The 18,909-nt window shown below is 69.4% G+C and carries 16 protein-coding genes and 1 pseudogene; 4 read left to right on the top strand and 13 right to left on the bottom strand.

Annotated elements, in window-relative coordinates:
• Positions 1 to 1,101: an ABC transporter substrate-binding protein gene (locus ACH4S8_RS03430; RefSeq protein ID WP_398390451.1), complete on the bottom strand. Its 1,101-nt coding sequence runs from the start codon at positions 1,099 to 1,101 to the stop codon at positions 1 to 3.
• 143 nt (positions 1,102 to 1,244) lie between these two features.
• Entirely contained in the window at positions 1,245 to 2,258 is a 1,014-nt protein-coding gene (locus ACH4S8_RS03435) for a LacI family DNA-binding transcriptional regulator (RefSeq protein ID WP_398390453.1), read from the bottom strand.
• Between the two features lie 159 nt (positions 2,259 to 2,417).
• Between ACH4S8_RS03435 and ACH4S8_RS03440 the strand changes: the two genes are divergently transcribed.
• The 4 genes from ACH4S8_RS03440 to ACH4S8_RS03455 all read left to right on the top strand — a co-directional run bounded on the left by ACH4S8_RS03440 (position 2,418) and on the right by ACH4S8_RS03455 (position 7,734).
• Positions 2,418 to 5,024 (top strand): PA14 domain-containing protein, encoded by a 2,607-nt coding sequence (locus ACH4S8_RS03440; RefSeq protein ID WP_398390455.1) that lies wholly within the window; start codon positions 2,418 to 2,420, stop codon positions 5,022 to 5,024.
• Positions 5,025 to 5,231: 207 nt separating this feature from the next.
• Entirely contained in the window at positions 5,232 to 6,425 is a 1,194-nt protein-coding gene (locus ACH4S8_RS03445; RefSeq protein WP_398390457.1) for an MFS transporter, read from the top strand.
• A 482-nt stretch (positions 6,426 to 6,907) separates the two neighbouring features.
• A complete protein-coding gene (locus ACH4S8_RS03450) occupies positions 6,908 to 7,288 on the top strand; it encodes a hypothetical protein (RefSeq protein WP_398390458.1) in 381 nt (126 codons plus the stop codon).
• A gap of 155 nt (positions 7,289 to 7,443) precedes the next feature.
• Entirely contained in the window at positions 7,444 to 7,734 is a 291-nt protein-coding gene (locus tag ACH4S8_RS03455) for a hypothetical protein (RefSeq protein WP_398390460.1), read from the top strand.
• Between the two features lie 109 nt (positions 7,735 to 7,843).
• On the opposite strand, the gene ACH4S8_RS03460 is transcribed toward ACH4S8_RS03455, so the two are convergent.
• The 11 genes and pseudogenes from ACH4S8_RS03460 to ACH4S8_RS03510 form a co-directional block, all read right to left on the bottom strand.
• Positions 7,844 to 8,242, bottom strand: a complete 399-nt coding sequence (locus ACH4S8_RS03460; protein WP_398390462.1) for a DUF4440 domain-containing protein — start codon at positions 8,240 to 8,242, stop codon at positions 7,844 to 7,846.
• Between the two features lie 82 nt (positions 8,243 to 8,324).
• Positions 8,325 to 8,741 carry a hypothetical protein gene (locus ACH4S8_RS03465; protein ID WP_398390464.1) on the bottom strand — a complete coding sequence of 139 codons (417 nt, stop codon included), beginning with the start codon at positions 8,739 to 8,741 and terminating at the stop codon, positions 8,325 to 8,327.
• A gap of 233 nt (positions 8,742 to 8,974) precedes the next feature.
• A complete protein-coding gene (locus ACH4S8_RS03470) occupies positions 8,975 to 10,171 on the bottom strand; it encodes an ABC transporter ATP-binding protein (protein ID WP_398390466.1) in 1,197 nt (398 codons plus the stop codon).
• A 37-nt stretch (positions 10,172 to 10,208) separates the two neighbouring features.
• Entirely contained in the window at positions 10,209 to 11,042 is an 834-nt protein-coding gene (locus tag ACH4S8_RS03475; RefSeq protein WP_398390468.1) for a carbohydrate ABC transporter permease, read from the bottom strand.
• Positions 11,042 to 11,983, bottom strand: a complete 942-nt coding sequence (locus ACH4S8_RS03480) for a carbohydrate ABC transporter permease (protein WP_398390470.1) — start codon at positions 11,981 to 11,983, stop codon at positions 11,042 to 11,044. Before ACH4S8_RS03480 ends, ACH4S8_RS03475 begins: the two co-directional genes overlap by 1 nt.
• On the bottom strand, positions 11,980 to 13,251 hold the full coding sequence (locus tag ACH4S8_RS03485; RefSeq protein ID WP_398390472.1) for an ABC transporter substrate-binding protein: 1,272 nt from the start codon (positions 13,249 to 13,251) through the stop codon (positions 11,980 to 11,982). Before ACH4S8_RS03485 ends, ACH4S8_RS03480 begins: the two co-directional genes overlap by 4 nt.
• Before the next feature lie 379 nt (positions 13,252 to 13,630).
• Positions 13,631 to 14,857, bottom strand: a complete 1,227-nt coding sequence (locus tag ACH4S8_RS03490) for an LAETG motif-containing sortase-dependent surface protein (RefSeq protein WP_398390474.1) — start codon at positions 14,855 to 14,857, stop codon at positions 13,631 to 13,633.
• 316 nt (positions 14,858 to 15,173) lie between these two features.
• A pseudogene (locus ACH4S8_RS03495) lies at positions 15,174 to 15,411 on the bottom strand (hypothetical protein); the annotation flags it as partial.
• Between the two features lie 57 nt (positions 15,412 to 15,468).
• A complete protein-coding gene (locus tag ACH4S8_RS03500) occupies positions 15,469 to 15,930 on the bottom strand; it encodes a pyridoxamine 5'-phosphate oxidase family protein (protein WP_398390476.1) in 462 nt (153 codons plus the stop codon).
• A 707-nt stretch (positions 15,931 to 16,637) separates the two neighbouring features.
• A complete protein-coding gene (locus tag ACH4S8_RS03505) occupies positions 16,638 to 17,465 on the bottom strand; it encodes an SDR family oxidoreductase (protein ID WP_398390478.1) in 828 nt (275 codons plus the stop codon).
• An 846-nt stretch (positions 17,466 to 18,311) separates the two neighbouring features.
• The gene (locus ACH4S8_RS03510) at positions 18,312 to 18,683 is read right to left on the bottom strand and encodes a VOC family protein (protein WP_398390479.1); all 372 of its coding nucleotides are present in this window, start codon (positions 18,681 to 18,683) and stop codon (positions 18,312 to 18,314) included.
• Between the last annotated feature and the right edge of the window lie 226 nt (positions 18,684 to 18,909).

Raw genomic sequence — 18,909 nt, forward strand, 5'->3', positions numbered from 1 at the left:
TCAGAAAGCCTTGCCCAGGTCAGCCTTGGCGTTGCCCTTGGTGTACGCGCTGTCCTGGATGACGATGTCCTGGGAGACCTTCTCGCCCTGGGTGAAGGTGTCCAGGGTCTGGAAGGCGAGCGGTCCGAAGCGCGGGTTGGACTCGATGACTCCGTCGATCCAGCCGTCGACGATGCCCTGGACGGCGTTGCGGGTGCCGTCGATCGTCACGATCTTGACCGCGCCCGGCTTCTTGCCGGCGCCCTTGAGGGCGTTGACCGCGCCGAGGCCCATCTCGTCGTTCTCGGCGTAGATCCCGGTGATGCCGGGCTTGGACTGGATGAGGTTCTCGGTGACCGACTGGCCCTTCTCCCGGGCGAAGTCACCGGTCTGCTTGAAGACGATCTTGAGGCCCGGGGCCTTCTCCTTGATGCGGTCCTCGAAGCCCTTGGTGCGTTCGGTCGTCACGTTGTTGCCCGCCGCGCCGAGCAGGATGGCGATCTCACCCTTGCCGCCGGTCGATTCGATCATCTGGTCCGCGGCCCGCTTGCCCTGCTCCACGAAGTCGGAGCCGATGAAGCTCACGTAGTCCTTGCAGGCGGTGGCGTTGATCTTGCGGTCGATGGTGATGATCGGGATGTGCTTGGCGGACGCCGAGCGCAGGACGGGCTCCCAGCCGTCGGAGTTGAGCGGTGCGATCACGAGGAGGTCGGCGCCCTTGGCGATGAGGTCCTGGACGTCGCTGATCTGCTTGGAGAACTGCGACTGGGCGTTGGCCGTCAGCAGTTTCACGCCCCGCTTCTGTGCCTCGGCCTTGATCGACGCGGTCTCGGCGATCCGGAAGGGGTTGGCCTCCTTCTCGGACTGGGAGAAGCCGACGGTGGCCGACTTCAGGTCGATCTTCTTGGCGCCGTAGGCGTCGATGGCACAGGTCGGACCCGAGCCGGTGGACGGTGAGGCGACGACCTGGCCCTGGTCGCTCGCCCCGGCGGAGCTCTTGTCCTTGCCTGCGGTGTCGTCCTCGGACTTCGCGCATCCGGAGACGAGCGCGAGGCTCGTGATGAGGCCGGTGGCGAGGAGGGTTCTGGCGGAGGTGCGGTGACGTGGTGCGAGCGGCTTCATGGAGTCCCCAAACGGCGCGGCCCCGGCGCTGAGAGCGCTCCCGGGGATGATCGGCTCTTGCGGTCAACTCGGTGTACTCGTCGTTCCGGGGAGGTTTTTACATCGTTGGAAGAGGCCTGTAAAGCCCTCCGTCCGAAATCCCGTCAGCGTCGCCCCAGCGTGCTCTCGCGCTCAACGAGCCTGAAATCAGCGGTCAGTTCACGTCCCCCCGGCTCGGTCCGGCCCGACAGGCTGCGTAGCAGGGAGGCCACCGCCATCCGCGCGATGGCCTGTTTGTCCGGCGAGATCGTCGTCAGCGTGACCGCGCCGAACCGTCCCTCCTCGATGTCGTCGAAGCCCACCACCGCCACGTCCCACGGCACCCGCAGACCCCGTTCGTGCAGCACCCGCATCGCACCGATCGCGACCAGGTCGTTGTACGCGAAGACGGCGTCCGGACGTACCCCGGAGTCCAGCAGCCGGGCCATGGCCCGCGCCCCCTCGTCGCGGTCCCAGCCGCCGACCGGCACCACGAGCTCGTCGGGCGCGGGCGCCCCGGCCTCCGTCAACTCCTCACGCCATCCCACCAGTCGCAGATGCGCCGGCCGGTTGGCCGAATCCGTACGGGCCCCCAGGTAGGCGATCCGCGAGCGTCCCCGGCTCAGCAGATGGCGCACCGCACTGCGCGCGGCCGACACGTTGTCGATCGCGATGTGGTCGTAGGGCAGTTCGTACTCCCGCTCGCCGAGCAGCACGAGCGGCACGTCGTCGGTGCGCGAGCGCAGGTCCTCGTCCTCCAGCTCCAGCGGACTGAGGATCAGACCGTCGATGACATTGGCCCGGAAGCCCTGGCTGACCAGCACCTCCTGCTCGCGGTCGCCGCGGGTGTGGTCGAGCAGGACGGTGAACTCGTGTTCGGCGGCCGCGTCGATGACGGCCCCCGCCAGTTCGGCGAAGTACGGGTTGCCCAGTTCGGGGACGGCGAGGGCGATGATGCCCGTGCGTCCCTTGCGCAGATGGCGTGCCGTGAGGTTCGGCCGGTAGCCCAGTTCGTCGATGGCCTCCTGGACCCGGGCCCGCATGGCCGGGGTGACGTGCGGATAGTTGTTCACGACGTTCGAAACCGTCTTGATCGAGACGCCGGCGTGCTCCGCGACGTCCTTCAGGCTGACCCGCAAGGGATCTCCTCTTCATCGATGTGCGCTCCTGTCACCTGGGCGTTTGTCATGACCCTGGACAGAGGCCGGGACCCGTGCTGTGATGCCCACTCCCGCTGCTTCCAACGTTGTACAGACTGAAGCAATGAGCCGCCACCCTTCCTCAGCCAAGGAGGATCCGTGCGCATCAGAAGACTCCACCCCCGACTGGCACTCCTGGTCGCCGCGTTACTCGCACTGACGGGGCTCACCGCAGCCCCGTCCGCCACGGCCGCCGACGACCCCGTGGAAGTCCACGGCCTGAAGGGCGAGTACTACACCCAGTCCGCCCCCGGCGCCTTCGACTTCCACGAGCTGAAGGCCACCGGATTGGACACCAACCTCGATTTCGACAACCTCGAGCCCCGGCTCGCCTTCGCCACCGGACAGTCGGACGACGTCAACGTCCGCTGGACCGGCCGGATCGTCCCCGACAAGACCGGCCCGTACACGTTCTCGATCATCGGGGACAACGGCTTCCGGCTGTGGATCGACGGACACCTCGCCATCGACCACTGGGTCGACGACTGGGACCGCGAACAGACCGCCCGGCCCATCGACCTGACCGCCGGACAGGCCTACGACATCAAGGTCGAGTACTTCGAGCACTTCGGCGGATCCAACCTCCATCTGCGCTGGACCCCGCCCGGCGGCACCAAGACCGCCGTCCCCTCGTCGGCACTCCGGCTGCCCGACGGATACGCCTACGACGGTGCCGTCGCCACGACCGTCCAGGGTGACGGCCGCAGCCTGCGCCTCGACTTCGCCCAGCCGCTCACCGCGCCCCCCGCGGGTCTCACCGACCATGTCGAAGCCGTCATCGGCGGCGCCAAGTGGCCCCTGACCACGGCCAAGTTGGACCCCGCCGACCCCAAGTCCCTCATCGTCGGCCTGAAGGAACCCGTCGTCGGCAACAAGACCGGCACGGCCCGAGGCACCGCCGACCTGCGCTACGACGGCAAGGGCGGTCTCTCCGGTACGAACGGCAACGTTGTCAGCGCCTTCTGGAGCAGCGGCCCCAACCGCTCCACCCATGAGCTGCGGACGAAATGGGCCGATCAGGTCGAGGCCGGCAGGGCCCGCACCGAGTACCCCCGGCCCCAGCTCACCCGGACCAAGTGGCGCGATCTGAACGGCTCGTGGCAGTTCGCCGCCGCCAAGGCCGGCGAACAGCCGCCGGTCGGCAGGAAGCTCGCCGAGAAGATCCGCGTGCCCTACCCGGTGGAGTCCCAGCTCTCCGGCATCGAACGGCACGAGGACCGCATGTGGTACCGGCGCACCTTCACCGTTCCCTCCGACTGGAAAGTCGGAGGCGGCAGGCGCCTCCAGCTCAACTTCGGCGCCGTCGACTGGCGGGCCGAGGTCTATGTGAACGGCACCAAGGTCGCCGAACACCAGGGCGGCTACGACAAGTTCAGCGCCGACATCACCGCCGCGCTGAAGCCCGGCCGCCGCACCCAGGAACTGATCGTCGGCGTCTACGACCCGACCGACGCACAGGGCGGCGAGAACCCACCGGTCGGCAAGCAGCGCCTCGACCCCAGCGGCATCTGGTACACCCCGTCCTCCGGAATCTGGCAGACGGTCTGGATGGAGCCGGTCGCCGCCGCCCACGTCGACTCGCTCAAGCTGACGCCCGACGTCAGGAACAGCCGGCTCACCGTCGAGCCGCAGGGCATCCGCAACGGAGTGCCGGTCACCGCGACCGCGTACGCCGGACACCGCAAGGTCGCCACCGTCAAGGGCCGCACCGGGCGGCCGCTCGTCCTGAAGATCACGAACCCGCACCTCTGGTCACCCGACGACCCCTTCCTCTACGACCTGAAGGTGAGCGTCGGCGCCGACCGCGTCGGCAGCTACTTCGGTATGCGGTCCATCGCCGTGGAACAGGTGAACGGAACTCCGCGCACCGTCCTCAACGGCGAGCCCGTCTTCATGATGGCCACCCTCGACCAGGGCTTCTGGCCCGACGGCCTCTACACCGCACCCACGGACGAAGCCCTCGCGTACGACCTGAAGGCGCACAAGCAGATGGGCTTCAACGCGGTCCGCAAACACATCAAGGTGGAACCCGACCGCTGGTTCTACTGGGCCGACCGGCTCGGCCTGATGGTCTGGCAGGACATGCCCGCCATGACCGCCGGGGTCGACCCCGGCGGCGCGTCCCGCGCCGAGTACGAGCGCGAGATGAAGCAGATGATCGACGAGCACATCAGCAGCCCGTCGGTCGTCATGTGGGTCACCTTCAACGAGGGCTGGGGCCAGTACGACGAGGCCCGCATCGCCGACCAGGCCAAGGCCTGGGACCCGACCCGCCTCGTCAACTCCATGTCGGGCATCAACCTCGGCGTGGACGGCGGCACCGGCGACATCATCGACGAGCACGGCTACCCGAGCCCCGCGCTGCCACCGGCACCCGACGGCAAGCGGGCCCTGGTCAGCGGCGAGTACGGCGGTCTCGGACTCGCGGTGCCCGGACACGCCTGGTCCGTCCAGCAGTCCTACGTGGACGTCGACCCCTCGGCGTACACCGACGACTACCTGGCCCGCCTCGCCGAGGTGCACCAGCTCGCCTGCAGGGGCGGCAACGGCGCCGTCTACACCCAGATCTCGGACGTGGAAGGAGAGCTGAACGGCCTGATCACCTACGACCGCAAGGTCGTCAAGCCCGACGTGGCCCGGCTGAAGGCCGCCCACGACGCACTGATCCACGACGCGTCCCGGGCGACACCGGCCGGCTGCTCCTGATCACGAGGCGCCCGGCACACGCCTCCCCGCCACGCCGTGTGCGCCTCACCCCGGCCCCCTGACGGGCCGTCGGCACGGTCCGCCCTCCCCGCGAAGGGAAGGCGGACCGCGCCCCGGGTTTCCGGGTCCCCAGGTCCCCGGTTCACGGCTCCGTCCGGCGGCACGTCGGGCCGGACCGCGGCCGCCCACGACGTTACTGTCGGCGGCATGGACGGTGATCGCCGAGGGTGGCGCCAGTGTTTGCTCAGCGGGGCGGTGTTCGCCGTCTGCATGGCCGGCACCACACTGCCCACCCCCCTCTACGGCCTCTACCAGGAGAAGTTCGGATTCTCCGAGCTGACCGTCACCGTCGTGTACGCCGTGTACGCCTTCGGGGTCATGGGCGTGCTGCTGCTCGCGGGCAACGCCTCGGACTCGGTGGGCCGGCGGCCGGTGCTCCTCGCGGGCCTCGGCTTCGCGGCGGCCAGCGCCGTCTGCTTCCTGTGCGCCACTTCCCTCGGCTGGCTGTACGCGGGACGGCTGATGTCGGGCCTGTCCGCGGGCCTGTTCACCGGGGCCGCCACGGCTTACGTGATGGAACTGGCACCGCCGGGCGGCGCCGCCCGGGCCACCTTCGTCGCGACGGCCGCCAACATGGGCGGACTCGGCTGCGGTCCGCTGCTCGCGGGCCTCCTCGCCCAGTACGCACCCTGGCCGCTGTACCTGCCCTTCGCCGTCCACCTCGCGCTGGTGGCGCTCTCGGCCGCCGTACTGCTGCGGCTCCCGGAGACCGTGCGCGAACGCCGTCCCCTCAGCACCGTACGACCGCAACGGCCCGGCCTGCCCGCACAGGTACGGCCGGTGTTCGCACCACCCGCGATCGCCGCGTTCGTGGGGTTCGCCCTGTTCGGCGTGTTCACCTCGGTCAGCCCCGCGTTCCTCGCCGAGTCCCTGGACGTGACCGACCACGCGGTGAGCGGACTGGTCGTCGCCCTCGCCTTCTTCGCCTCGACCGCCGGGCAGCTCGCCGTCGGCCCGGTCGGAGCGGGGCGGTCCCTGCCGCTGGGCTGTGCCGCGCTCCTCGCGGGCCTCGCTCTCCTCGCGGGCGCGCTGCGATGGGACCTCATGGTCCTGGTGGTGCTGAGCGCGATCGTCGGCGGAGGCGGCCAGGGTCTGGCGTTCCGCGGCGCCCTGGCCACGGTCGCGCGGGCCTCTCCCGAGCATCAGCGCGCGGCGGTGATCTCCACCCTGTTCGTGGTCGCCTACGCGGGCATCTCGGTGCCGGTGATCGGAGTCGGCGTCCTGGTGGGCCCGATCGGACTGGAGGGCGCCGGGCTCGTGTTCATCGCCTGCATGGCCGTCCTGGTCTCGATCGCGGGCGTCTATCTGCTCCGGCAGAGGCCGACGTCGGTCGAGTCCTAGAGACTCATGGACTCCGGCCGGGCGGTCGACCCTGGCACTCGACGTCGTCGGACCGTCCGCGGATCGTGTGCGAGAGCATGACGGCGACGTCGGTGTTCCGGACCACATTGATGGTGACTGGATCATGCTGACGCCTGGCTGGATTCAGCACGTCGGGGTTGCGGCCGTATGGGCTTACCGCGGGTATCGCGCTTTCAAGGCACTGACCTGCACCGGCCGTTTCGGTGTTTGGGGGCCCGTTCCCGCTGGGTCGGAACCGGAAGCCGTCTCTTCGGCGACGTCTATCGGTCAGGGCGCACGGGCTGGCTGAACCGGGGGAGCCGCTTCGCCATGGGCTGGAGTGCTCACGCGTTCAAACGTCAATGGGGTGTGAAGATGGCCCGTACCGTCTTCCGCGTCAAAATCTTCCGACGGCACTTCGACTTGTTCCACGGAGGATTCCTGTGATGCAAGAGATCAGTCCGGCCCTGTGGGCGAGGGCGGTGGTCGCGGCTCTCACGAGTGCCGGAGCGGATCCGGACTCCGCCGCCCCGGAAACGACCGAACTCGGTGGCTGGTCCATCGAGTGGGAGGGACGGTGCAAGGGAACCCCTCTGTGGTTCACCTTGTACGGTCACCACGCGTCGTCCTCGGTCGAAGTGCGCTTCAACGAATGGATCTTCACGCCTGTGCGTCTTGATCAGGTGGAAGAGCTGTTGTCGAAGGCGCTTTCCGGCGATGCCGCGATGCGACGTGGTGCGGCCGGGCTCGGCCGTTGGCGCCTGGAGTTCGTTGTCGGTGACAAGGTCGTCGTCAACACCGACCGGGAAGGAAGCGGCGACCCGGACACCGAGTGGGAGATGACGTTGCGCCAGAATCTCTGACCGGTAGACGTCGTATCGCTTCGCCGGGGTCCGTCCCTCAGGGCGGCGGATCCCGGCGAGGCGACCCGGTCGGGGATGCGAACGGTGAAATTCCCTGCAAGACAGGTCAAGCTGCCGATTTCGCCGTGTGCGCGTGACTGATTATGATCTTGGCCATGTCTGTGCAGAACCCCGACAAGGCCCTGTCGCGCAAGCAGCGACTTCAGGAGAAGCAGCGCCGCCAGCTGGCGGTCGTCGACACCGTGGACAAGGCCGAGGCCAAGGTCCGTAAGGCGGAGGTCGAAGTGGCCATGGCCGTCACCGAGGCGGTGCAGGTCTTCGGCGGTGTGCTGGAGGCGTCCGAGGGGCTCGACATGCCGGTCCAGACCGTCGAGCGCTTCCTCGGCCTGGCGCAGGACGAAGCGGCCGCCGCCAACAGCGTCGCCGAGGCCGTCGTCGTTTCCTGAGCTGTGGTTCGTGGCGGGTCGGTGCGGGGGCGTGCGGTCGCGTCGCAGGCCCCTTCCGCAAGCCCCGACTCGTGACCCGAGCCGGTGGGCCGTGGCGGTATCCGGATGATCAGGGTCGGTCGTACCAGGCGACCGCGGTGATCCGCCAGCCCTGCGGGGTGCGGACGAACTGGATGGTCTTGGTTCCGCCTCCCTCGAACGGCTCGCCGTCCAGGATCCCGGACTTGCGGTACTCGCTGGTCCGCGACGCGACATCGTCCGCGATCTCCGTGCGTTCGGAGGTCTCCCACTCGGAGAACTCCACCAGCCGGCCGTCGGCCAGCAGCCGCCGGCGCGGCTCGATGAACTCGTCGACGGAGTAGACCGTGAACTCCGGTCCGGTCTTGACGATCACACCCTCCGGGAGGACCAGCCGGCGGATCCGGGCCACGTCGGCGGCCTTGCCGCCCCGGTTGTCGAAGGCACCGAAGAACTCGGCCGTCACGACGTCTATTTCGAGCTGGGACATGGCGCGACGGTAGCAGCGCGGGGCGCTGCACAGCTTCGGCCGTCCGGCCCGGACGGCCGGCGGCCGAAGCTGCCGAAGGACCCTACTTCTTGAGGGGGTCCAGGCAGAGGACGAACTTGTCGTTGTCCCACTCCTGGGCGAGCGCGGCCTCGCCGACGGTGCAGGAGTTGATGTCGAAGGTGTTCTCGACGACCTTGAGGACCTTGTAGTTGGCGTCCTTGTCGTCGCAGCCCTTGGTCTCCACGTCGGGGTTGTTCTCGGAGCCGGTGACCCTGACGCAGTCTCCGACCTCGGCGTGCACGGGGGAGTTGAAGAGGTAGCCGATGCCGAGCTTCACCACCACCGCGACGACGATCAGGACGACAACACCGAGAACCTTCCTCAGTTTGCTCTCCTTGGCGGGCGCGGAAGCCGTCGGCTCGGCTCCGGGTACGGGCTGTCCCGGGGTCTGGGGGAACGGGGGGTCCTGCGGGGCGGCGGGGGGCGTCGGAGCGCTCATGTGCGGTTTCCTGATGTTGCGGGGGCGTCGAACGCGCGTACGCTACAGGAAATGTAAGAGGAAGGTAAACCCGCGGTGGCGGAGCTGTCCGGGCACGTCCGCATACGTGTCGTCCGTGCTGACGTTCGCAGTTGCTGGAGTCGGAAGGCGCCCGCTGTCCGTTCCGGGCCGCATGCCGGGGGCACTTGGGATCGGGGACCGACGGGCGCGTCGGCACTGCCCGCTCCCAGGAGTCAGCCGGCAGGTTCGTCGGTCAGTGTCAGGTTGGCCCCGGAGGCGGCGTCGAAGACGTGCATCTTGGCGGTGTCCACCCAGAGTTCGGCTCGGCTGCCCTCGCGTACCCGTGTGGAGGCGTTGAGACGGGTGACGATCTGGTGCCCGCCCGCGCCGGTGTCGGTCATCCCCGAGTCGGCCGCGAGCTCGGCGAGTTCGGAGGTGGCGGTGGGCTGCCACTCGTCCTCGGTGAAGTAGGCGTAGACATCGGATCCCAGGGATTCGACCACGTCGATGTCCACGCTGAAGGTTGTACCCGATCCGACCCTGCCCGGGTCCACCAGGGCGGCGTCCTCGAAGGCTTCCGGGCGCAGCCCCACGATCAGGTCCCTGGGGGCGCCGTGCCGTTCGAGGGTTCGGCGCAGCCGGTCGCTGAGGTCGAGGTCGCCCACCGACGTGCGCAGTCGGCTGCCCTCCGCGGTGGCGTGCAGGAAGTTCATCGCGGGCGAACCGATGAACCCGGCGACGAAGAGGTTCTTCGGCTGCTCGTAGAGGTGTTGCGGGGTTCCGATCTGCTGCACGAGCCCGCCGCGCATCACCACCACCCGGTCGCCCAGTGTCATGGCTTCGGTCTGGTCGTGGGTGACGTAGACCGTGGTGCTGCCCAGGCGTTGCTGGAGGCGGGAGATCTGGGTGCGCATCTGGACGCGGAGTTTCGCGTCCAGGTTGGAGAGCGGTTCGTCCATCAGGAACGCCTTCGGGTCGCGCACGATGGCCCGCCCCATCGCCACCCGCTGGCGCTGCCCCCCGGAGAGGTTGGCGGGCTTGCGGTCCAGATGCTCCGTCAGGTCGAGGATGCGGGCGGCTTCTTCGACCTTCTCTCGGATGGTCGCCTTGTCCACCTTGGCCAGCCGGAGCGCGAAACCCATGTTGTCGCGCACGCTCATGTGCGGGTAGAGAGCGTAGCTCTGGAAGACCATGGCGATGTCACGATCTTTCGGGGTCTTGTCGTTGACGACCTCCCCGTCGATCCGGAGGGTTCCCTCGGTGATGTCCTCCAGCCCGGCGATCATGTTGAGGGTGGTGGACTTACCGCAGCCGGAGGGACCGACGAGGATGACGAACTCGCCGTCCGCGACACTGAGGTTGACGTCCTTCACCGCCACCGCACCATCGGGGTAGCGCTTGGTGATGCCTTCGAGAACGATCTCTGCCACGGTCGGTCCTTTTGTCCTGACGAACGGCTGCCGCCGGTCAGCCCTTGACGGCTCCGGAGGTGAGCCCGGCCACGATGCGCCGCTGGAAGAGCAGCACGAAGATGATGATGGGGATGGTGATCACCACTGCGGCGGCGGCGATCGAACCGGTGGGCTGGGCGAACTGACTGCTCCCGGTGAAGAAGGCGATGGCCGCCGGCACGGTCCGGGCCGCCGAGGTCGAGGTCAGTGAGATCGCGAAGAGGAAGTCGTTCCAGCAGAAGATGAACACCAGGATCGCCGTGGTGAACACCCCCGGCGCCGCGAGCGGAGCGATCACCAGCCGGAACGCCTGCGCCGGGGTGGCCCCGTCCACCTTGGCCGCCTTCTCCAGGTCCCAGGGGATCTCCCGGAAGAACGCCGACAGGGTGTAGATGGCGAGCGGCAGGGAGAAGGTCATGTACGGGATGATCAACCCGGTCCAGGTGTCGAAGATGCCGATGATCCGCTCGATGTTGAACAACGGCGAGACCAGCGAGATGGGCGGGAACATGGCGATCAGCAGCGACATGCCGATCAGCAGGCTCTTGCCGGGAAACCGGAGCCGGGCGACGGCATAAGCCGCCATGGTGCCCAGCACGACCGCGATCACCGTGGAGATCAGGGCGATCCCGATGGAATTGATCAGCGCGCGGGTGAACTCGGAGGTCTGGAAGATCCCGTGGTAGTTCTCCCACGTCCACTTGGTCGGGATGAAGCTGCCGTCGGTGAGGGTGCTGGGGTCCTTGAAGGACAGAGCGATGATCCACCAGACCGGGAAGAGCGCGTAGGCGATCACGAGGATGTTGACCACGGCCCATCCCGACGTCCGTCGTCGTCCGGTGGCGGACATCAGCGTCCCCCTTCCTGGGCACCGGGGGCGGCTGCCCCGAAGAGTTTGATGAAGGCGAAGGCGATCAGCGCCACGCACAGGAAGATGAGGACGGAGATGGCCGAGCCGATGCCGAGGTTGAGCGCGGTGAAGAGGTTGTCGTAGCCGAGGATGGACACCGAGCCGGTGTTGTGGGCGCCGGACGTGAGGATGTAGATGTTGTCGAAGATCCGGAAGGCGTCCAGGGTCCGGAAGAGCAGGGCGACCAGGATGGCCGGCTTCATCAGGGGGACCGTCACCAGGAAGAAGCGCTGCCAGGCTCCGGCGCCGTCCACCTGGGCCGCGCGCAGCGTCTCCTCCGGCACCAGGGCGAGGCCGGCGAGCAGCAGCAGGGCCATGAAGGGGGTCGTCTTCCACACCTCGGCCAGGATGATCAGGCCGATGGCGGGCCACTGTTCGGTCAGGGGAGCGGAACCGGAGGGCAGGAGATCGGCCAGGTAGCCGGTCTCCGGGGTCCACGCGTACTGCCAGGAGTAGGCGGCGACCACGGTGACGATGCCGTACGGGATCAGGATGGCGGTGCGAACCGTCCCGCGGCCGAAGATGGTGCGGTGCATGACCAGCGCCAGGGCGAATCCGAGGACGAGTTCCACGGCCACGGAGACCACGGTGATGAACACCGTCACCCACAGGGCCTGCCACCAGAACTCGGAGGACAGGACGGCACCGTAGTTGCTGAAGCCGACGAAGTGCGCCTGCTGCGGGAAGCGCAGGTCGTATCGTTGGAGCGAGAGATAGATCGCGTACACGATGGGGTAGGCGGTCACGGCGAGCATGACGATCACGGCCGGCGCGCAGAGCAGCCAGCCCAACCGGCGCTCCTGCCGGGCCCCTTCGGACAGGGCGCGGGTGTCCTTGGACACCGGTACGTCCTGGGCGGCGGTCGGAGCCGATTCGGTCACGGGATCAGCCCCTTCGAGTTGAGGGCGTCCTCGATCTGGCTGCTGATCTTCTGCACGTCCGGTCTCGGCTGGATCCCGTTCGGCGGCGACAGGGTGTGCGAGATCGCGATGGACACGTTCTGGTAGGCGGGGGTCTTGGGCCGGATGCTGGCGTTCTCCAGGGCCGCCAGAACGGTGGAGGCGAAGGGGTAGTTCTTGACCAGCGATGGGTCCGAGTAGAGCGGTCGGAGCGTGGGCGGCAGCCCGCCCTCGAGCGCCGCCGTCAACTGGTTCTGCCGGTTCCGCAGGCACAGCGCCGCGTCGAAGGCGGACGCGGAGTGACGGGAATAGGCGCCGATGGCCAGGTCGATGCCACCGATGGTGGGCCTGGCCGGCCGGCCCCGTTCGATCCCCGGGTAGGGCGCCCAGCGGAACTGCTTGAAGAGCTTGGGGTTGTTGGCCTTCATCGAGGGATACACGAAGGGGTAGTTGATCTCGAAGGCCGCGCTGCCGGACTCCATGGCCAGCCGGTTCTGGTCCTCCATCTGATTGGACAGGGACGGGTCGGCCGCGGCCGAGGTGGCCAGGGTCTTCATGACGGAGGCCGCGCGCACGGCGGGCGGGCCCAGCTTGGGAGCCGTGGCCGTCGCGTTGAGGATGGAGCCGCCGGCGCTCTCCACCAGCGTGTTGAACCAGACCGTGAGTCCTTCGTACTGCGCGCCCTGGATCTCCACGTAGTGGGGCTTGCCCTGCTTCGCCAGACGGCCGGCCATCAGGAGCATCTCGGCCCAGGTCTCGGGTGGCGTGGGGACCAGGTCCTTGCGGTACCAGAGCAGTTGGGTGTTCGTGTTGTACGGGACGGCGTACAGCCGGCCCTTCCACGTGGCCGTCCGCAGCGGGACCTCCAGGGTGTCCCGGACGGCCGCGGCGCGGTTGGTCCCGGTCCACGGCAGGATCCATCTGGCTTCCGCGAACTCGGCGGGCCAGGTGACGTCCAGCCCGATGATGTCGACCGTGTCGTCCTTGGCGGCCAGTCGGCGCACCAACTGCTGGCGCTGCCCGTCCGCGGTGCGGGGCAGTTTGTTGTAGCTGATCCGGTAGCGCCCGCCGGACTGTTTGGAACAGGCACTGGCCGCACTGGCCAGTGCGCCGGAATCATCGGGAAAGTTGTACCAGTTGAGCGTCACCGGCCCGCCGCCCCCACCGCCGCAGCCGGCCAGCAGAGCCGCCGACAGACACAGGGCGAGCAGAACCCGCAGGAGGCCGCGGGTGCCGGACGAAAGCGCCACCCCACACTCCTTTCGGACCGGTACGGGATCCGGACGGAGCGGGGCGAAGTCCCAGAATCCGGATGGGCGAAAGGCTAGGCCCGCACCCGGCCTCACTTCGCACGCCGCACCGAACGGTCACCCGACCGGCCGCACGGGACACGGCCCGGGACCATTCGCCGGCGAGAGGAAGCCGACCCGGGCGCGCCCGGCGCCGACGAGCAGGTGACGGAGGTCGGTGACGGACAGCCCGATCACCGGACTGTCACCGTGATCGGCATGGACGGCGAGGCGGACCGTGTCGCCGCGTCGACCGCTTCAGGTGCCACCGTTCAAGGCAGTGCGGAGGCCCCGGACCAGAGGCCCGGGGCCGGGTACAACCGCTTGAGCCGGACGGTTCTCAGCTGGGGTTCTGGGCCCGGCGGCGGCGCGCGACGAGGAGCGTGCCCGCACCGGCGACCACCGCCGCGGCCGCCGCGCCCGCGATCGGCAGCGTCGAGGAGCCGGTCTCCGCCAGGTCGCCGCCGCTCGTCGTCGACCCGTCGCCGCCGGTCGACGACGACCCGCCGGCCGAGCCACTGGTCGAGCCGCCCGTCGAGCCGCCCGTCGAGCCATTGGTCGAGCTGCCCGTCGAGCCGGTCGACCCCCCACCGCCGGTCGATCCCCCACCCGTGACATCCAGTGTGATGTCGGCCCTGTCGTTGGCCTTGTTGGTGTCGAACGGCCGCGGCTCGGTGCTCAACGCCACCGAGCCCTTGGCGCCCGCCACCTGCTTGTCGATCTTCAGCTTGAAGGTGTAGGTCTCGTGGCTGCCCTCGTTCAGGGACACCATGCCGCAGTGATACGTCTTGCCCTCGGCCCGGCAGAAGTTGCCGCGCTTGACGACCGACGTTCCGGCGGGAGGCGTGATGAGGACGCTGACGGACCGTTCACCCTCCTTGCGCATGAACCAGGCGGGTCCGGCGTTGGTGAACGTCGCCTTCATCGTCACCGTGTCCCCGACGCGCCCCTTCAACGCGGCGCCCGTCACCTGGTAGTCGGCCGTGTTGACGGCGGTGACGGGTGCGAAGACGATGTGCGCGGACCCCGCGCTCCCGGTCGGTGCCTTGACCAGTGTCACCGCCGGCGCCGTTCCCGGCACCGGCGGATCGCCGTTCTCGTCCGCCTGGGGATCGCCCTCCATGGTCTGCAGGCCCAGCTCTTCGTTGAGCGCGCGGTCCAGCACCTTGACCCGGAGGGGCCTGTCGGTCGTGTAGACGGCGCCCGGCTCCACCACCTGGTCGAACACGCACACCGCGATCCATCTCTCGGGCAGTTCGTCGCCGGACCGGACGTGCTGTTCGCGGCAGTTGGAGGGAACCTCCGCGAAGTCGAGTCCCCGGGTGACGGAGTAGGAGATCGACGCCATCTTGGCCGCTCCGGCGCCCTTGTTCGCCACGGTGGCCGGCACATCGAAGATGTCTCCCGGCTTCACCCCGTCGACCGGCTTGATGCCTCCGGCGACCAGCTCGGACGGGGCTTCATCGGCGAAGGCGGCGGGTGCCGCGGCCAGCGCGATCAGGCCGACGGCACCGAGGGAGGCGACGGCGGCACGGGAGGCGCGACGGTTGTGCGGGGGCATCGGCATGGAGAGGACCTCTGTCGGGATGCGGGCGAACGGACGGTGTCTTCCAGGAGAACAACCTTTCGCCGCTAGACACTTGCCGATCTCGAACGGTTGTACATGAGGTGCCTTCCCCTGCACACGCTTGAACCTCGGGCCTTCGGACTTCCTCGTCTCCGGGGGTCTTTGAACGCGGCTCGACATGAGTCGTCGAGCCGCGTTCACGGACTCCACCGGCACCGGCACCGGTGCGGTGAACCTGGTGGGGCCGGGGTTCGTCGTCCTCCTCGGCCTCGGGTCCGAGGTCACGGGCTCACCGGTGCCGGCCCGGGCCACCCGGTCACGAGGGCAGGTGGAGCCCGTCGCCGAGCGATGTGAGGGCGAACCAGGTCCGTGTCTCGCCCGCGGTCAGGACGCGGGGCGGCTCGGCCGTTCCCGGGAGATGCGGGAAGAAGCCGGCCGAAGTTCCAACTGCGCCGGTAGGACGGCTCGTCGAGCACGAGCAGACGGCGCCCCTCCACCACGGGGACGTCGTCGGGCAGCCCCTCGTTCCAGATCCGCTCGCCGTCCGGAGCGAGGTTCGGCAAAGCTGGAGATCGTGGTCCGGGAGAGGCGCGTCGGCGAGGGACGGCCCGTCAGGCCGACCACATCCCGTCGCGCATGATGACTCTCCCGCGTAGTTCCGGCTCGCCGCGCCAAGCGAGCACAGTCCTCGGGACTACGCGTACATACAGAAAGGAGTCTTCTTCCGCGCGAGGATCCCACCCGAACTTGTCGGCGAACGCCTCCGCTGCGCCTTCGGGCACCTCCTGGTCCGGGAAGCATTCGGCCTCACCCTGGAGGAGCACCACGTCGAAGGTGTCCGGCAGCGCCAGGCGAACACGCGGCTCCTCGCGGACGTTTCGCGCCGTCGCGGAAGTGGCGCCGGTGCACATCCACATCGCTCGCCCGTCCCACAGGAACCACAACGGCACCTGATGCGGCCCGTGGTCGGGGTGGGCCGTCGACACCCATACGTCCCGCTCGGTGACGAGCCGCTCCAGAGCGTCGCGCATACGCTCCGCCGCCGGGCGGCGAACGATTCCTGTGGTCTCCATGAGGACCGACCCTAGCCAGCACGCGCGATGCGCGCCTGAGCCGCAGGACTTACGTCCAGCGACCGATGGACCCTCAACTCCTGGTTCGGGCGAGCGGCTTCGGTGCTCGGGCGGGCGAGGAAGACGGCGGCATGGCTGATCAGAACTCGGCGGTGTCCCCGGCGGTCGTGACGGATGAAGCGCGGGCACGTGCCCTGGTCGGTGACGCCTCGGCCGCCGAGCCCGCGGACCCGCCGGGCCTCGAGCGACTGGAGCACGTGAACGGCAACCGTTCCCTTGCGCTGGAACAGTTCCTCACGGGCTGGTACCCGGCCACTGCCCCCACCGCGGACTCACCGGCCGACCGTGGAGGCCCCGCGGACCTGTCTCGCTCTTCGAGGCCCCGATGGGCGCCGACTACCTGGCGCTGTCGCGCGAGATCACCGGAGAGCAGGTCCGCCGGCTCACCGAAGGACTGCGCCCGGTTCCCCCTGCATCCCTTCTGACCGGAGCTGTCCGCGCGCTTCTACGTGGCCCCCGGGCTCGTCACGCGCGTCTCGAACGGGTGGGAGGGCGACGCGTTCACCGTCTGGGCCGGGGCCACGCACCGCAGTGCGCCGGCGCCCCTGGCCCACGTGGACATCGACTGGCGCCGGTACGACGGCTGAGGCACCGGTACCTGCCCCGGCCGACCCCGCCGTCGCAGCCGTCAGGCGCGGAAGGCCGGGTCAAACTCCTGGCCGGAGGAACTCGCGGGCGCCGCGGAGCCTGGTCCGCAACCGCTCCTGCGTCGCCCGGCTGTCGAGGCGCAGGTCGAGAACCCGGGGCAGGTCCGTGTCGGCCCGTCGCCCGGCGGGCAGTCGCGCATCGCCGAGTCCCTGGTGCCGGGCGATGAGGACCCCGAGGTCGTACCGGCTCAGGGCGTCCGGCCCGGCGAGGTGGAAGACGCCGGCCGCGTCGGACAGCGCGACCTCCCACAGGGCGGCGGCGAGGTCCTCGACATGGACCGGGCAGCGGATGTCGTCGGTGAACAGGAACCCGTCCCGGGTACCGGCCGCCAGGGCACGCACCGTGCGCTCGTGTCCGGACCGGCCGTGTCCGAGGATCAGCGATGTACGGGCCACGACGGCACCCGGAACCAGCAGCCGCACCGCCGTCTCGGCAGCGGCCTTCGCGGCGCCGTAGGGGGTGAGCGGGTCGGGCAGGCTGCTCTCGTCGTAGCGGACGTGCGCACCGGAGAACACCGCGTCGCTGGAGACGTGGACCAGGCGGCAGCCCCGCTCGGCGGCAGCCAGCGCCACGCGGATCGCGCCGTCGGCGGTCACCGCCCAATCGGACTGACCGCCGGCCGCGTTGACGACGACCGAGGGGGAAACGTCGGCGATCACCCCGGCGACACGCGCAGGGTCCCGGACGTCGAGCGGGCGCCAGACGGCACCCGTGGCCCTGCCCGGCCGGGAGGCGAAGGTCGCGGCCGTTTCGTGCCCTGCCGCAACAGCCTGCCGGACCAGTTCGGTTCCCAGAAAACCACTGCCACCGACAACCAGGACCGTCATGGACCGCCACGGTAGTGGAGCACGGTGGTCGATGGGGGAGCGGTGGCCGTTCGGTTCCCGGCGGCTCGGGTCCCGGCAGCGTCCTGGTACCGGAGTCGGCTCGACGGCACCGAGCAGCAGCCCGGTCCCACACCACCTGCGCAGACCCACCGAAGAGACACGCCCCAGCTGAGAGCGAGTCGTCATCAGCCGCGCCCTCGTGGACCGTACGCTGCATTGCCGGACCTGACAGGGTGAGGGATTATGCGCTACTGCGAACGGCATGAAATGCACAACTGCGCGGATTGCGCTCCGCGAGCACCGCACGCACCGCGCAGCAGCGCACCCGGCAGCGAATGGGACGGCTGGCCGGCGGCCGCGATCATCATCCACGCCAGCGGCAAGGCCCACCTTCCCGGCTGCGGGCACATCGACCCGGCCGACATCCGGCCACCCCGTTACGGCTGGGTACCCGCCCCCTCGACCGGGGCATGGCGTCGCCTCGCGCCCTCCAGCCCACTCCACGCCACCCAGGGCAACATCGAGCGGGTGGCTGTGAGCCGCTGCGAGAGCTGCGACGCGACGCAATAGCGCCGGCCGGCTCCGCCGGATGGCGCAGGACCTAGGGCCTGTCGTTTGGATCATGCGGCGGGACGCGGGGCAGGGCACGCACTCCCCCGAGCTCTTCGAGCAGGGGGGACCCCCAGCGGCGTTGTCGTCGGTTGCCGACGTCCCCCAGCCTTCGGCCGGGAGGTGCCCCCACCGCGTCGTCGCCCTCCTCCGCCTTGCAGCTGCACGCACCCTGCCCCGCTCGGCCCCACCGACAAGGCACCGCACCTCGGCGCCACCTGATCCAAACGACAGGCCCTAGCCGACGAGGGTCGCCTTCGGGCGTACCACGCAGAACTCGTTCCCCTCCGGGTCGGCCAGTACGGTCCACGACTCCTCGCCGCTCTGCCCCACGTCCGCCCTGCGGGCCCCGAGTGCGAGGACGCGCTCGATCTCCGCCTCCCGGTCCCCGGCCGCGGAGGTCAGATCGAGGTGCAGGCGGTTCTTGACGACCTTGCCGTCCGTCACCGGCATGAAGCAGATGCCCACCGGCGCCGTCTCGTCCGGCCCGATCACGACCTCCCGCTCCCGCTCCGAAAGGATCCGCCAGCCCAGCACTCCGGCCCAGAACCGGGCCAGTGAGGGGAGGTCGTGCGCGTCGATGACGATGTGGTGCAACGAAAGGGACATATCTGCCAATGTGCCCTGGTTTCGGAGGGCCGGCAGCGCCGGACGGGCGTCAGGGCGGCATTCGGCGGACGGTTCGGTACGACGGAGGGCTGAGGGGGCGACGGGCCGAGGGGCGAGGGTCGGGGGGGGGGGGGGGGGGGGGGCGGGGGGGGGGGGGCGGCCCCCCCCGCCCCCCCCCGCCCCCCCCCCCGGGGGGGGGGGAACCCCCCCCCCCCCCGGGGCGGCC

It is taken from the genome of Streptomyces sp. NPDC021080 (genome assembly GCF_044333225.1).
In the GTDB taxonomy this organism is placed as follows: Bacteria; Actinomycetota; Actinomycetes; order Streptomycetales; family Streptomycetaceae; genus Streptomyces.

Excerpts from the sequence above, each read along its gene's own strand:
- ACH4S8_RS03445 (WP_398390457.1), top strand. The coding sequence starts at position 5,232 with ATGGACGGTGATCGCCGAGGGTGGCGCCAGTGTTTGCTCAGCGGGGCG.
- ACH4S8_RS03460 (WP_398390462.1), bottom strand. The coding sequence starts at position 8,242 with ATGTCCCAGCTCGAAATAGACGTCGTGACGGCCGAGTTCTTCGGTGCC.
- ACH4S8_RS03505 (WP_398390478.1), bottom strand. The coding sequence starts at position 17,465 with ATGACGGTCCTGGTTGTCGGTGGCAGTGGTTTTCTGGGAACCGAACTG.
- ACH4S8_RS03475 (WP_398390468.1), bottom strand. The coding sequence starts at position 11,042 with ATGTCCGCCACCGGACGACGACGGACGTCGGGATGGGCCGTGGTCAAC.
- ACH4S8_RS03430 (WP_398390451.1), bottom strand. The coding sequence starts at position 1,101 with ATGAAGCCGCTCGCACCACGTCACCGCACCTCCGCCAGAACCCTCCTC.
- ACH4S8_RS03490 (WP_398390474.1), bottom strand. The coding sequence starts at position 14,857 with ATGCCGATGCCCCCGCACAACCGTCGCGCCTCCCGTGCCGCCGTCGCC.
- ACH4S8_RS03500 (WP_398390476.1), bottom strand. The coding sequence starts at position 15,930 with ATGGAGACCACAGGAATCGTTCGCCGCCCGGCGGCGGAGCGTATGCGC.
- ACH4S8_RS03510 (WP_398390479.1), bottom strand. The coding sequence starts at position 18,683 with ATGTCCCTTTCGTTGCACCACATCGTCATCGACGCGCACGACCTCCCC.
- ACH4S8_RS03455 (WP_398390460.1), top strand. The coding sequence starts at position 7,444 with ATGTCTGTGCAGAACCCCGACAAGGCCCTGTCGCGCAAGCAGCGACTT.
- ACH4S8_RS03465 (WP_398390464.1), bottom strand. The coding sequence starts at position 8,741 with ATGAGCGCTCCGACGCCCCCCGCCGCCCCGCAGGACCCCCCGTTCCCC.